The organism is Chromobacterium sp. S0633 (assembly GCF_024158805.1).
In the GTDB taxonomy this organism is placed as follows: domain Bacteria; phylum Pseudomonadota; class Gammaproteobacteria; order Burkholderiales; family Chromobacteriaceae; genus Chromobacterium.
Map to the genome: position 1 here is coordinate 50,690 of NZ_JAMZGH010000026.1, position 12,705 is coordinate 63,394.

The following is a 12,705-nucleotide window of genomic DNA, read 5'->3' on the forward strand; positions in this document are numbered from 1 at the left end:
TCCATCCCGCGCGACTAAACCACCATGGCTCCACCCCTAGGCCCTCATCCCGAGCGACAGCTGTACCGCGACGCGGACGGCCGGTATTGCGCGCGTCTGGGCGGCTGTCAGCTCAGCAGCGTGTTCCAGCCCTTGTTCTACCGCAGCGGCGGCGTGTTCGGCTACGAGGCGCTGCTGCGCGTACGGACGCAGGACGGCCAGACGCCGTCCCCCGACTCTTTTTTGTCCGGCCTGCCGCCGGAGCTGGCGCTGGAGGCCGATCAGCTGGCGAGGCTGATCCACATTCGCAATTTCGCGCAAAGCGGCCAATCCGGCTGCCTGTGCCTGAACCTGCTGGCCCAGACCGCGGTGGTGGACAACCACGGCCGCAATCACCTTCCCCTGCTGCAAGGCCTGCTGGACTCGCTGGAACTGGACAGCGGCGGCGTGATTTTCGAACTGCCGGAATACGAGGTGGAACACCACGGCCAACCGCTGATCAACAGCCTGCGTCTAACCGCCGAGGCCGGCTTCGGCCTGTCTGTGGACGATTTCGGCGCGGTGGCCGCTCGCCACGGCAAGGTCAAGTCGCTGTGCCCGGACCTGATCAAGATAGACCGCAGCCTGCTGCTGGACTATATGTCCGGCGAACGCCACCGGCTGCCGGTGCTGCTGGAGCTGGGCTGGCAGATAGGCTGCCGCATGGCGGTGGAAGGCATAGAAACCCGCGAGCAACACCAGGCGATGCAGGAACTGGGGGTCGAGCTCTACCAGGGCTTCTACCTGGGCAAGCCGGCCGAACTGCCGGTGACCTGCCAGCTGTGACCGGCGCGGTCCAGCCACAGGCTGAGCAAGGCCAGCGCGGCCAACGCCGCGCCCAGCCATACCGGCGCGCGCAGGCTCCAGCCGGCGTCCAACAAGGCACCGCCACCCCAGGAACCCAGCATCAGCCCCAGATTGACCACCGATACATGCAGGCTGTTCACCATAGGCCCGCTGCCGCCGGCGCGCACCACCCGCGCCACCATCGCCGGATTCATCGGCAGGCCGGCCAGACCCAATAGCAGTGCGCAGATCACCGTCGCAGTCTGCCATTGCGCCAGCGACGCCAACGCCACCAGGGCAGCCAGCAAGACCAGCAGGCCGCCGCGCAGCACGGCGCGGGTGTGGCTGTCCGCCAGGCGGCCGCTGAACAGATTGCCGAGCACCGTCGCCAGCCCGTAAGCGGCGAACAGCCAGGGTAGCGTCGAAGCGGCGAAGCCGCTGACCCGGGTGAACAAGGGCGCCAGATAAGTGAAAGCGGCGAACACCGCGCCTATGATCAGGCCGCTGCTCAGATAGGCTGCCCACAGGCTGGGTCGCGCCAGCCGGCGCCCCTCCTCGTCCAGACTCAAGGTCTGCGGGCGGACGCCGGACGGCGTCAGCGCGGCGATACCCGCCGCGGCCAACGCCACCATGCCCGCCACCAGCCAAAAGCTCACACGCCAGCCCCAATTCTGGTCCACCCAGGCCGCCAGCGGCAGGCCGGCCACCGAAGCCAGCATCAGGCCGTTGAGCACCAGCGCGGCGGCGCGCGCCACCCGGTGTTCGCCCACCAGTTCCGCCGCCAAGGCCACGGCCACGCCGATAAAAGCCGATTGCGCCACGCCGCAGATCAGCCGCGACCACAGCATCTGCCCGTAATCGCCGGCCAGCGCGCCCAAAACCTGCCCGGCCAGGAATAACAGCAACAGGCCGATCAGGCTGTGCTTGCGCCGCGCCGAACGCAGCAGCCAAATCAGCGCCGGCCCGCCCAGGACCACGCTGGCGGCGTAGGCCGACACCAGATTGCCCACCGCCGGCAAGCCGACGCCCAGAGCCGCCGCCAACGACGGCATCATCCCCGCCACCATGAATTCCGACGTCGCCATCGCAAAAATGCATAGGCCCAACAGATACACCGTCGCCGGCATCGCCGACTCACCGCTCTTGCCTGTCATCCCACTTCTCCCGTATCGCACATGAACGAGGGCTTATGCTAGATTCCTTGGCGATACGGAAAAATAGTCTTCAATTCCATACATAACGGAACTTTATTCCGTAATTTCGAGGCAAACCATGGAAAAAATGAGCGGCATCGAGCTGTTCGCCCATATCGCCCAGCAAGGCAGCCTGGTGGCCGCCGGACGGCAACTGGGCATTTCCGCCTCCGCCGCCGGCAAAGGCCTGGCGCGGCTGGAGGCGCGCTTGGGCGCGCGGCTGGTTCAACGCAGCACCCGGCGGCTGACCTTGACCCCGGCCGGCGAGCAATACCTGCAACGTTGCCTGCGCATTCTGGACGAAGTGGAAACGGCGGAGCGCGAGTTGCAACAAGAGCAGGCCGCGCCGCGCGGCCGGCTGAAGGTGGGCCTGCCGCACGAATGCGGCGTGCTGGCCCCGCTGCTGGCCGCCTTCATGCAAGACTATCCGGAGATCGAACTGGATCTGGACTACAGCGACCGGCTGGTGGACGTGATAGGCGAAGGCTTCGATGTGGTGATTCGCGGCGGCGAACCGGGAGACTCGCGCTTGAGCGCGCGGCGGCTGGGCGCTTACCGCATGCGGCTGGTGGCCGCGCCGGCCTACTTCGCCCGCTGCGGCGAGCCGGCGTCGCCGATGGATCTGACGAAGCACCGCTGCCTGCATTACCGCTATCCGCGCAGCGGCAAACTGGCGCCGTGGCCGCTGGCCGGCCAGGATGAAGACGCGCCGGCGCTGCCGGTCCATGCCTGCGCCAATACCGGCGACGCGCTGATCCAGCTGGCGGAGCAAGGCGCCGGCATCGCCTGCCTGCCGGACTTCACCGTGCGCCGCCAACTGGCGGACGGACGGCTGCGGGCGCTGCCGGAAGCCTGGGCCGAGCGCAGCGGCGTCCTCTATCTGCTATGGCCCGGTTCGCCCTATCCGCCGCCGCGGCTGCGCGCCTTCATCGACTTCTTCGCCAAACGCGGCTTCCCCGGCGGCTGAACCCCGCCGGACTCTGGCTCAGGGCGCCGACACCAGCCGGTCCGCCATCGCCTTGATCGCCCGCATCTGCACCCCGTTCTTCCAGGCGAAATTCACGCCGGTATAGCCGAACCAGTCCCAGCAGCCGTTCGGGTTGCCCGGCGGCATCGCCGTGGTCTGCGGATACAACACGATGATGCGATTGCTGTCCGCCCATTCGTTGTAGCCGGCATGGCCGTAGAAAGCGTCGCCGACCGCGCCCGCGTACTGGCGGCAACCGTGCAGCGCCACATGCACCTTGCAGGATTCGCCCTCGGCGCAGGCGCGCGGCACATAGACATAGCCCTCGTCGGCCAGGCTGCTGCCCGGCGGCGCGTACGGCTTCTGGTTGAAAGCGGACACCTGGCTGCTCAATTGGCCGGCGCGCGGCTGCAAGGGGCCGTAGATTTGCGTCAGGATAGCGCCGGCCTGGTCGTAGCCTTCGCCCTTCCAGTCGCAATGGTTGACGTAAGGCGACTTGGTCTCGCCGCAGTCATTGCCGTAAGCCGGCGTGATCTGGGCATGGCCGGCCGGCAGGCTGCGCAGGTAGTCGATGCTTGCCGCCGGCACCCCCAGCTTTCGGAAATAACGCTCGGCGCTGTCCACCACCGCCGTCTTGACGGTATTGTCCTGGCTGCCGCTGAACAGATAGACGCGGCGCTTGGCCAGGTTGGACAAGGGATCGATCTGTCCCGCCAGCGCGAACTGCTGCGTCGCCAGCACCAGGCCGCCCACCGCCGGCGGCGGACCGCTCATGCAGGCCGGCGCGCCCGCCAGCATGCCCTTGGAACAATAGTAAGGCCCGCCCGCCACCACGCCGACGCCTCGCACCGAGGCGGAAAACGCCACCTGATACTGCACCGCCATGAAGGCGCCGGACGACAGACCGGACACCGAAGACTGCCGCGCGTCGCCGCGATACGCCGGCAGCGGCTCCGCCGCCGCCATCTGCGCCAGCGTCAACGCCAGCGCCCCAGCCCACCACCAAGCAGGTTTCAACATAAGCCCTCCTTAAAGAACCCGTTCCCTGTCCGCCCGCGTCATCAAACGCGACACGGCGAGCGCGGCTTTGAAACGCCCATGAGCCACGAGCGTTCCGCGTGCTCGGCTGCTTCGCCTTCGCTCGCGAGACTTTGAACAGACTGCGGTATCGCGCGAGGATCGCGCTCCCGCCTGGATTATGGCGTCCCCAGCCGGCAAAAATCACCCCAATGTCATGAATCGTCGGCAAATCGGTCAGTTCCCGCCCTGCCCCCAATCCCTCTCTGCCGCCGGAGCTGTTCCGCGTCGCTGGTATTCCGTACTATTCCAGTTTCATCAATGACAAGAAGAACGGCATGCCCCCGCTCCCCGCGCCCCGTACCGCCGGCCTGCGCGTCTCGCTGTTGCTCGGCCTGACGCTGACGCTCGCCGCCTGCAAACCCCAGCCGCCTCCGCCCGCCGCCGAGCCGGCCGACACCGCCAGCGCGCCGTCCGTCGCCGGTCAAGTGCGACGCCTGAGCGCCGTGCCGGCCGGCGTCGAGCTGCGCGGCAAGCTGACCGCCGCCTACGGCTGGACGGACAGCGCCGGCGAGCACGTGCTGGTGCTGGCGGAGCGACAGGAAGCGCGCGGCGCCGACGGCGCGCAGAGCGCGACGCTCTACGCCGCGCAATACACGCTGGGCCAGGATAGGCCGCGACGGCAGTGGATGCTCAGCGACGGCGTGACGCGCTGCGAGTTCGACGCCAGCGCGACCTTCGATCTGGCCTCCATTGCTTTTCCGGACCTCAACAGCGACGGCGCGCTGGAAACGGTGGTCGGCTATCGCAGCGCTTGCGCCAGCGACGTCAGCCCCAACGACTACAAGCTGATTCTTCACGCCGGCAAAGCCAAATACGGCCTGCGCGGCCTGGATCGCCAGGGCGTGCGCTGGCTGGACCCGGACAGCGGCCACCTGACCGGACTGCCGCTGCCCGAGGACTGCAGCCCGCAGGGCCAGCGGGCGCTGCAGGCCAAGGGCTGGGAGAAAGACTTCGAACCGCCCTATCTGCCCGGCTGTTACACCGACGAAAACGACTTCGCCGCAGCGCCGCCGGCTTTTGCCCGCCACATGCGCCAGCAGTGGTTCGCGCTGATGCGGCATCAGGAAGACAACTGGCTCAAGCAACAACAGGAATGAGCGCGCGGCTTGCGGCCCTCGCAAACCTGCCCTTCGGTAATTATGATAATAATTCTTGTTTGCAATAAAATCGGAGCCACCACCCGCGTCTATCCTAAGGATTTTCATGGCTTCCGATTTTTCCCGCCCGCGCCGCGCCGCGCTGCGCTTATGGCTGAGCGCCGGCCTCGCTCTGGCCTTGAGCGCCTGCGGCGCGCCTGAACAAAGCGCCGACGCCTCCGTCGCCGCCGCCGGCCAGTGGCCGCGCACCTTGAGCACGCCCAAGGGTCCGTTGACGCTGGAGCGGCCGCCGCTGCGCATCGTGTCCACCAGCGTGACCCTGACCGGCACCCTGCTCGCCATCAACGCCCCCGTGGTGGCCAGCGGCGGCAGCGCCGCCAATTCCAAAGTCACCGACGGCCAGGGCTTCTTCACCCAATGGGGGGCCGTGGCCAAGCAACGGGGCGTGCAGCCGCTTTACCAGGGCGAGCCCAATGCCGAAGCCATCATCGCCGCCCAGCCGGACCTGATCGTGATGGCCGGCACCGGCGGCGACTCCGCGCTGAAGCTGTACGAGCAATTAAGCCAGATGGCGCCGACTCTGGTGGTCAATTACGACGACAAGAGCTGGCAGGAGCTGGCGACGCTGCTGGGACGCGCCAGCGGCCGCGAGGCCGACGCCCAGGCGGTGATCGCCCGTTTCGACGCCGAAGTGGCGCAGTTGAAAAGCAAGCTGAAACTGCCGCCGCAGCCCACCGCCGCCATGGTGTACGGCGAGGACGGCTCCGGGGCCAATCTTTGGACGCCGGAATCGGCCCAAGGCAAGCTGCTGCAAGCGCTGGGCTTTACGCTCGCCACCGCGCCGGACAGCGTCAAGGGCAACACCAGCCAGGGCGTGCGCCGCGACATCGTGCAACTGTCCGGCGAGAAATTCGCCGAAGGGCTGCGCGGCAACAGCATCCTGCTGTTCAACGCCGACGCGCCCAGCGTGCCCAAGGTGCTGGCCAATCCCTTCCTTGCCGGCAACGCCGCGGTGCGCGGCAAACAGGTCTACGCCGCCGGCTTCGACACCTTCCGCCTGGATTACTACAGCTCGCGCAATCTGCTGGCGCGGCTGGCGCGGCAATTCCAATAGCCGGCAGCGGCCGGCTTCCTTCCCGACAGGCTCGCGCCCGACACGGCGCGGGCCTGTTTTCACATTGATCGCGGCCATCCGGCGCCGCCTTCTCCATGAGCCGCCTTCCCATGACGGAGCCGTGTAATTTTTTTAAGTAAATAAACAATGTTACTCATTAAATAAATTACATTAATGGCAATCGATGGAAAATTATCGATAGCAAAGCCTATTTAGCCCCCCATCTGAAATCACGGCCAAATCAGGAGGCTCCCACCACAAGCGCCGCTTGTCAGGCGCAAAAAAGCCCCGGGCGCGGACGCGCCTCGGGGCACTTCAATGCATTCCATGCCGCGATCAACTTGATGAGCGGCCATGCCGGCGCGCGGCGCCGCGCCGCGCGACAAAAAAAGGCCGCCTTGAAAGGCGGCCTGTTCGGCATGCGGCGCTTATTGCCGCCAAGCGGGATGATTCACGACCAACCCAGGCTGGCCAGCTCCTCCGCGCTCAGATGCCGCCATTCGCCCTGCGGCAGCTCGCCCAGCGCCACGCTGCCCAGGCTGATGCGGTGCAGCTGTTCCACCCGGTTGCTGGCCGCCGCCACCATGCGTTTGACCTGGTGATACTTGCCCTGGGTGATGGTCAGCAGAATCACATGGCTGTCCAGCCGCTCTATGCTGTCGGCGGCGAACTCCGCGCCTTCGTCGTTCAGATAAACCCCGCTTTGCAGCTTGGCGATGAACTCCTCGCTGGCCGCGTGTTTCAGCGTCACCTGGTAGCACTTGGGCACCAGCTTCTTGGGCGAGCTGAGCGCGTGCACGAACTGGCCGTCGTTGGTCAGCAGGATCAGGCCGGTGGTGTCCACGTCCAGCCGGCCCACGGCGGTGATGCCCAGATTGCCGAACTGATAAGGCAGCAGCCGATAAATGCCGGGATTGTGCTGCGGCTTGTGCGAGGTTTCGTAATTGGGGGGCTTGTGGAACAGCAAGTAGAGCGGCCCGGTCACCACGTCCCAGGGCTTGTCGTCCACCACCAGTTGCCGGATATCGGCCAGTTCCACCTGCTGACGGTAGTTGTCGACGATCTCGCCATTGAGTTCGACCAGGCCGTAGTCGATCAGCTGCCGGCATTCCTTGCGGCCGCCAAAGCCTTGTTGTTGCAGTAGTCGGTAAAGTTCCATCAGCGGATGGTAGCACACCGCCCCCGACGCGCCAGGCCGCCAAGCCGGAGCGTCAGGACACCAGCGGACGCATGGGATCCGCCACGCACACCCGGTCGCGCCCTTCCTTCTTGGCGCGGTACAAGGCCGCGTCGGCGGCGGCCACCACGCTGCCGGCGTCGGTGCCGTGCAGCGGGCACAGCGCCAGCCCCACCGACAAGGTGACGCGGATATCGTGCCCGCCGGCCACGATGGGCAGAACGCGCACATCGTGGCACAGCTGGCGCGCCTTGGCGTAGGCGTCGTTCAGCGACGCGCCGGGCAGCAGAATGAAGAACTCTTCGCCGCCGTAGCGGCAAACGATGTCTCCGCTGCGGAAGGCGTCGCTCAGATGCGCCGCCAGCGCCGTCAGCACCGCGTCGCCGCAAGGGTGGCCATACCGGTCGTTGATCTGCTTGAAATGATCGGCGTCGACCATCAACACCGCCACGTCCCTGTGCACCGCCAGCATATGGCTAAGGATGCGCGGCAGAATATCGTCCAGATGACGGCGGTTGAACAGGCCGGTCAGCGGATCGCGCAACGCTTGCTCGCGCAAGCCCTGCTGCAGCAGTTCTATTTCATTCAGATTCTGGCGCAGCGCCTGGTTGGCCTGCAGCAAATCCTGCTCCAGCTGTTTGCGCTCGCTGATGTCGTTGACGCCGTTGATCACGAACCAGCCGTCGTCGGCCCTCACCACGGAACAGGAGATCAGCGCCCAGAACTCCCGGCCGTCGGCGGCGCGCAGCCGCACTTCGCGGTCGCGCACGCAACCGCCTACACGCAGCAGCGCGGACACGCGCTCGCGCTCGGTTGGATCCACGTAGAAGTCCTGCACCCGCAGCGGCCGCCCGGGCGCCAGACGTTCGCGGAACAGCTCCTCGGCGCGGGCATTGGCGTAGATCAGCTCGCCCCCTTGCAAACGGTTCATCGCCAAGGGGAAGGGCGCGGCGTCGGCCATCAGGCGCAAGCGCGCCTCGCTGTCCGCCAGTTCGCGGGTGCGGGCGCGGACCTTGCCCTCCAATTGGCGGTTGACCCCGCGCAGCCTGGCCTCGGTGCGTCGCAGATCCACCGCCAGCGCGCCGAACACCAGCAAGGTGGTGGTCTGGATCAGCATCAGCATGCTGAGAGTCAGCAATGCCTGCTCGCCGTGCCCGAAAGCGCCGTGGCCGGACACGCCGCCGGCCAGAGCCAGCAGCAAAATCCCCAGCGACAGGCCATGGGCCAGCCGCAAGCGCTGGCGAAACGCGAACCACAGCAGAGGCAGGCTGAAGCAATAAGGCAGGGCGGCATAGCGTCCGGTGCTGTCGTCTATGCCCAGCATGGCCAGGCCGGCGACCAGCAAGGTCAGCCAGGCGGTCAAACCGTCCAGCGAGCCGAGGCCGCCGTGGCCTTCGCCTGTCACCGCGCGCCTCAACAGCAGCAGACAGGGCGTCAGGCTGAAAATGCCGGCCAGGTCCGCCAGCCACCAGGCGATGAAGTGACGCCCCAGCGGCAATAAGAGTTGCGGCTGACCATGCAGCAGGGCCGCCGTGCCGCCCATGGCGGCGACGGCCGCGGCCAGCGCCGCGCCGGCGATGAAGGCCTGGACATAGGACAGGCTGTGCAAGGGCAGGCGCCGGCCGCAGCGGTAGCGCACCAGCAAGGCGCCCAACAAGCTGCCCACCGTATTGGCGCCGGCGATCAACAAGGCGTCCGCCAGCGGCAACTGGCGCGACAAGAGGCTAAACAGCAAAGATCCCGCCGCCAGCCCCATGCCGTAGCGCTGGCCGCCGCGCAAGGCGACCGCCATCGCCAGACCGGCCGGAAACCAGGCCGGCGTCAGCCAGGTTTCCGCATTCATGAAGCCGGCCATCAATAGCCGCGCCAAGCCCCAATAGGCCGCGGCCACGCTCAGCTGCCGCCATGCGGCCGCCCAAAAGCCCGCGGCGGCATCCCTCCATCGCTGCATGCTTGTCTCCACCCTCCCTCAGCGCACAGCCGCGACGGCCGGCGAATGGGGGAAACCATCCGTCCCCCGCGCGCCGGCTTGAGCGCGACCGGTGTTCCGGGCCGTCCCCGGAACGGGGAGCAAGGCGGGAAACGCCGCTTTTTAGTCAATATAGATATATTGGATAAATTCCGCCGTCATTCCTTGGCTTTCTTGACTGCCACACTCACAGGGTGCGGGCGGGCTATCTTGCTGATTCACATCGCGATTGAATAAATGATAGCTATCATCTAAAACGGAATCACCGCTTCGTCATTGCGTTGCGCCACCCTCTAGCCGAACAGGAAGGTCAACGATGCGCTACAGCTCAACTCACAAGACCGAAACCCGTCAACGGATCCTGACCATGGCCTCGCTGCGTTTTCGAGCCGAAGGCGTGGCCAATGTCGGCATCGCCAATCTGATGGCCGATCTGGGACTGACCCACGGCGGTTTCTACGCCCACTTCCACAGCAAGGACGATCTGGTGGCGCAATCCTGTCGCCAGGCGCTGCTGGACATGAACGAGATTTGGCAGGCCCAACTGGAGCAGGCGCCCAACGGCGCCGGGCTGAAACGGCTGGCCAAGGATTATCTGAGCGCGGCGCACCGCGACTTTCCGGACTCCGGCTGCGCCGCCGCCGCGCTGGCCGGAGAGCTGGCCCGCCACGACAAAGCCACGCGCCAGGCGTTTTCCGAAGGCTTGCAGGCGCTGCTGCACACGCTGCGCCAGGCGCAACAATGCGACACGGCGGCCGGCTCGCGGCCGGCGCTGGCGCCCGAAGCCTGCCTGGCCCTGATGGTGGGCGCCTTGCTGCTGTCCCGCGCCATCTCGGACGAGACGCTGTCCGACCGGCTGCTGAAAACCGCGGCGGCGGCGCTGGCCCTGCAAGCCCGGGCGTAGAACCCGTTCAAAACCTCGCGGACAAGCGCGAGACAAAACCTTGCGGCGGAAGAAACGGAAGGAGCGCACGGCGCGTGAGCGTGCTGAGACCTAGCCGCCGCGCGAGATCTCGCGCAGCGCAGCAGGTAGGAAACAGCCTCTTTAGACGATGTCGAGGTGGTCTATGCCTTCCAGCGGGTCCCTGGACTTGGAGCCTTCGCTGTAAAGCTTGATCTTCAGCCGCAGATCGTTGATGGAGTCGGCGTTGCGCAGAGCGTCCTCGTAGCTGATCAGATCCGCCTCGTACAGCTCGAACAAGGACTGGTCGAAGGTCTGCATGCCGGTCTCGCGCGAGCGGCCCATCACTTCCTTCAGACCGGCGATTTCGCCCTTGAAGATCATGTCGGACACCAGCGGGCTGTTGAGCAGGATTTCCACCGCCGCCACCCGGCCGCGGCCGCTTTTGATCGGCACCAGCCGCTGGGAAATGATGGAACGCATATTCAGCGACAAATCCATCAAGACCTGTTGATGACGCTCCTCGGGGAAGAAGTTGAGGATGCGGTCCAGCGCCTGGTTGGCGTTGTTGGCGTGCAGCGTGGCCAGGCACAGGTGGCCGGTTTCGGCGAACTGCAAGCCGTAGCCCATGGTTTCGCGATCGCGGATCTCGCCCATCAGGATCACGTCCGGCGCCTGGCGCAGGGTGTTCTTCAAGGCGATGTCCCAATCATCGGTGTCCACGCCCACCTCGCGCTGGGTGATGATGGACTTTTTGTGCTGGTGCACGTATTCGATCGGATCTTCGATGGTGATGATGTGGTCGTGGTTGTGGCTGTTGCGCCAGTCCACCAGCGCGGCCAGCGAGGTGGATTTGCCCGAGCCGGTGCCGCCGACGAAGATCACCAGCCCGCGCTTGATCAGCGCGATGTCGCGCAAGACCAGCGGCAGGTTGAGCTGGTCGAAAGTGGGGATTTCGGTGTTGATCTTGCGCAACACCATGCCGGCGTGGCCCTGCTGCACATAGGCGCTGACGCGGAAGCGCCCCAGGCCCGGCGGATTGATCGCGAAGTTGGCCTCCTTCTTGGTTTCGAACTCCTCGGTCTGCCGGTCGTTCATCACCGCGCGCACCAATTCCTTGGTGTGCTGGGCGGACAGGGGCTGCGGCGCCACCGGTGTGATCTTGCCGTCTATCTTCATCGCCGGCGGGAAATCGGCGGCGATGAAGACATCGGAGGCGTTCTTGCCGGTGGCGTGCTTCAGCAGATCCAGTATGAACTTGGAAGCCTGGTCTTTTTCCATGATGAGGTCCCGCGGGTCGCCGTTTCTAGTGTAGCGCAGCGCCCGCTCAGAATTGATCCTTGTTGGCGGCCTTTTGTCTGGCGTCCGCCGGCGACACCATATTGCGCCGCACCAGCTCCTGTAGACACTGGTCCAGCGTCTGCATGCCGTGCTGCTGACCGGTCTGGATCATGGAGTTGATCTGGGCGATCTTGTTTTCGCGGATCAGGTTGCGGATCGCCGGGGTGCCCAGCATGATTTCATGCGCGGCCACCCGCCCGCTGCCGTCCTTGGTCTTGAGCAGGGTCTGGGCGATCACCGCGCGCACCGATTCGGACAGCATCGAACGCACCATCTCCTTTTCCCCGGCCGGGAACACGTCGACGATACGGTCTATGGTCTTGGCGGCGGAGCTGGTGTGCAGGGTGCCGAACACCAGGTGGCCGGTTTCCGCCGCGGTCAGCGCCAGGCGTATGGTTTCCAGATCGCGCAATTCGCCCACCAGGATCACGTCCGGGTCTTCGCGCAGGGCGGACTTCAGCGCATTGGCGAAGCTGTGGGTCTGCAAGCCCAGCTCGCGCTGGTTGATCAGGCACTTCTTGCTGTCGTGGACGAACTCGATCGGATCCTCCACGGTCAGGATATGGGAGAAGTGGTTGTCGTTGATGAAATCAATCATCGCCGCCAGCGTGGTGGACTTGCCTGAGCCGGTGGGGCCGGTCACCAGCACCAGCCCGCGCGGAAAGGCGGCGATTTCCTGGAAGATCTTGGGCGCGCCCAGCTGCTCCAGCGACAGCACCTTGGACGGAATCACCCGGAACACCGCCCCCATGCCGCGGTTCTGCACGAAGGAGTTGACGCGGAAGCGGGCGATGCCGGGCAGGTCGAAGGAAAAGTCGCACTCGAAGGTGTCTTCGAAGATTTTGCGCTGGTAATCGTTCATGATGTCGTACACCATGTCGTGCACGTCATGGTGGTCCATCGGCGGCAGGTTGATGCGGCGGATGTCGCCGTTCACCCGGATCATCGGCGGCAGCCCGGCGGACAGGTGCAGGTCGGACGCCTTGTTCTTGACCGTAAAGGCCAAGAGCTCCGAAATTTCCATAATATAATCTCCACGATGACTGCGCCGCCGCCATGGTT

11 protein-coding genes are annotated in these 12,705 nt (G+C 65.7%); 5 read left to right on the forward strand and 6 right to left on the reverse strand.

Annotation, left to right across the window (positions count from 1 at the left end; translation table 11 throughout):
• Positions 1–24: 24 nt before the first annotated feature.
• Positions 25–804: an EAL domain-containing protein gene (locus NK214_RS16055; protein WP_107801210.1), complete on the forward strand. Its 780-nt coding sequence runs from the start codon at positions 25–27 to the stop codon at positions 802–804.
• On the opposite strand, the gene NK214_RS16060 is transcribed toward NK214_RS16055, so the two are convergent.
• On the reverse strand, positions 759–1,958 hold the full coding sequence (locus tag NK214_RS16060) for an MFS transporter (protein ID WP_253314981.1): 1,200 nt from the start codon (positions 1,956–1,958) through the stop codon (positions 759–761). The two genes, NK214_RS16055 and NK214_RS16060, sit on opposite strands and share 46 nt — an antisense overlap.
• A 118-nt stretch (positions 1,959–2,076) precedes the next feature.
• On the opposite strand from NK214_RS16060, the gene NK214_RS16065 reads away from it, so the two are divergent.
• Entirely contained in the window at positions 2,077–2,964 is an 888-nt protein-coding gene (locus tag NK214_RS16065) for a LysR family transcriptional regulator (protein ID WP_227105717.1), read from the forward strand.
• Positions 2,965–2,982: 18 nt separating this feature from the next.
• Here NK214_RS16065 and NK214_RS16070 read toward each other — a convergent pair whose 3' ends face one another.
• The gene (locus NK214_RS16070) at positions 2,983–3,984 is read right to left on the reverse strand and encodes a PHB depolymerase family esterase (RefSeq protein ID WP_107801212.1); all 1,002 of its coding nucleotides are present in this window, start codon (positions 3,982–3,984) and stop codon (positions 2,983–2,985) included.
• Between the two features lie 335 nt (positions 3,985–4,319).
• On the opposite strand from NK214_RS16070, the gene NK214_RS16075 reads away from it, so the two are divergent.
• Both NK214_RS16075 and fepB read left to right on the forward strand, forming a co-directional pair.
• Positions 4,320–5,141 carry a M949_RS01915 family surface polysaccharide biosynthesis protein gene (locus NK214_RS16075; protein WP_253314982.1) on the forward strand — a complete coding sequence of 274 codons (822 nt, stop codon included), beginning with the start codon at positions 4,320–4,322 and terminating at the stop codon, positions 5,139–5,141.
• A 106-nt stretch (positions 5,142–5,247) separates the two neighbouring features.
• Positions 5,248–6,255: a Fe2+-enterobactin ABC transporter substrate-binding protein gene (fepB, locus tag NK214_RS16080; protein ID WP_107801220.1), complete on the forward strand. Its 1,008-nt coding sequence runs from the start codon at positions 5,248–5,250 to the stop codon at positions 6,253–6,255.
• Positions 6,256–6,706: 451 nt separating this feature from the next.
• Here the strand turns inward: fepB and NK214_RS16085 are convergent, their stop codons facing one another.
• Entirely contained in the window at positions 6,707–7,414 is a 708-nt protein-coding gene (locus tag NK214_RS16085) for a pseudouridine synthase (protein ID WP_107802064.1), read from the reverse strand.
• Positions 7,415–7,466: 52 nt separating this feature from the next.
• Positions 7,467–9,383 carry a diguanylate cyclase gene (locus NK214_RS16090; RefSeq protein ID WP_107801221.1) on the reverse strand — a complete coding sequence of 639 codons (1,917 nt, stop codon included), beginning with the start codon at positions 9,381–9,383 and terminating at the stop codon, positions 7,467–7,469.
• 334 nt (positions 9,384–9,717) lie between these two features.
• On the opposite strand from NK214_RS16090, the gene NK214_RS16095 reads away from it, so the two are divergent.
• Positions 9,718–10,305, forward strand: coding sequence for a TetR/AcrR family transcriptional regulator (locus NK214_RS16095; protein WP_107801222.1), 588 nt, complete (start codon positions 9,718–9,720; stop codon positions 10,303–10,305).
• Between the two features lie 141 nt (positions 10,306–10,446).
• On the opposite strand, the gene NK214_RS16100 is transcribed toward NK214_RS16095, so the two are convergent.
• Entirely contained in the window at positions 10,447–11,583 is a 1,137-nt protein-coding gene (locus tag NK214_RS16100; RefSeq protein ID WP_048412756.1) for a PilT/PilU family type 4a pilus ATPase, read from the reverse strand.
• 46 nt (positions 11,584–11,629) lie between these two features.
• Positions 11,630–12,667, reverse strand: a complete 1,038-nt coding sequence (locus NK214_RS16105) for a type IV pilus twitching motility protein PilT (protein ID WP_043589321.1) — start codon at positions 12,665–12,667, stop codon at positions 11,630–11,632.
• Positions 12,668–12,705 lie beyond the last annotated feature (38 nt).

Bases quoted from the DNA above. Each gene is read 5' to 3' on its own strand.
- fepB (WP_107801220.1), top strand. From the start codon at position 5,248: ATGGCTTCCGATTTTTCCCGCCCGCGCCGCGCCGCGCTGCGCTTATGG.
- NK214_RS16095 (WP_107801222.1), top strand. From the start codon at position 9,718: ATGCGCTACAGCTCAACTCACAAGACCGAAACCCGTCAACGGATCCTG.
- NK214_RS16105 (WP_043589321.1), bottom strand. From the start codon at position 12,667: ATGGAAATTTCGGAGCTCTTGGCCTTTACGGTCAAGAACAAGGCGTCC.
- NK214_RS16075 (WP_253314982.1), top strand. From the start codon at position 4,320: ATGCCCCCGCTCCCCGCGCCCCGTACCGCCGGCCTGCGCGTCTCGCTG.
- NK214_RS16070 (WP_107801212.1), bottom strand. From the start codon at position 3,984: ATGTTGAAACCTGCTTGGTGGTGGGCTGGGGCGCTGGCGTTGACGCTG.
- NK214_RS16090 (WP_107801221.1), bottom strand. From the start codon at position 9,383: ATGCAGCGATGGAGGGATGCCGCCGCGGGCTTTTGGGCGGCCGCATGG.
- NK214_RS16085 (WP_107802064.1), bottom strand. From the start codon at position 7,414: ATGGAACTTTACCGACTACTGCAACAACAAGGCTTTGGCGGCCGCAAG.
- NK214_RS16065 (WP_227105717.1), top strand. From the start codon at position 2,077: ATGGAAAAAATGAGCGGCATCGAGCTGTTCGCCCATATCGCCCAGCAA.
- NK214_RS16060 (WP_253314981.1), bottom strand. From the start codon at position 1,958: ATGACAGGCAAGAGCGGTGAGTCGGCGATGCCGGCGACGGTGTATCTG.
- NK214_RS16055 (WP_107801210.1), top strand. From the start codon at position 25: ATGGCTCCACCCCTAGGCCCTCATCCCGAGCGACAGCTGTACCGCGAC.
- NK214_RS16100 (WP_048412756.1), bottom strand. From the start codon at position 11,583: ATGGAAAAAGACCAGGCTTCCAAGTTCATACTGGATCTGCTGAAGCAC.